Annotated in this window: 1 pseudogene; it reads left to right on the top strand. The window is 34.3% G+C overall.

From position 1 onward, the window contains the following. Nucleotides 1–36 precede the first annotated feature (36 nt). Nucleotides 37–481: pseudogene (locus BTV99_RS13520) on the top strand (hypothetical protein); the annotation flags it as partial.

Below are 481 nucleotides of genomic sequence, written 5' to 3' on the forward strand. Positions count from 1 at the left end.
GTTACAGTCATCTACAGTTTATGGTACCCATTTCCTTTGCTACTCGCTACAGGTACTCAAAAATTGTTACAGACAATAGCTTTGGTTAATATAGGACTGGCTGTTGGCTTAGCATTGATGATTTTTAGAAAAACAAAGGCAGACTTTATAAAAGATATGGTTATATCTGCGCTAGTGCAGCTGATATTTTTAATGATTTCTATTTATGGTGTTTATCAAATAAAGCCTGTATGGATAGCTTATAATGTTGATCGTTTTGAGCTTATTTTGCATACTGATTTGGTCACTACTAAGATTAACGACGCTGATAATAGATTTAAAAAACCCAGCTATTTATCTCCACAATACGTTGGCGTTGAGTTATCAGCAGATAATGAAGAGCGCAACAGTAATATGTTTGATGAGGTGCTTTATGGCATTTCTATTGCTCAAAGGCCAGAAAGATATGTACCTATTCAGCAAGTTAGTAAAAAAGTAATAG

The organism is Psychrobacter sp. Rd 27.2, from assembly GCF_001921755.1.
In the GTDB taxonomy this organism is placed as follows: domain Bacteria; phylum Pseudomonadota; class Gammaproteobacteria; order Pseudomonadales; family Moraxellaceae; genus Psychrobacter; species Psychrobacter celer.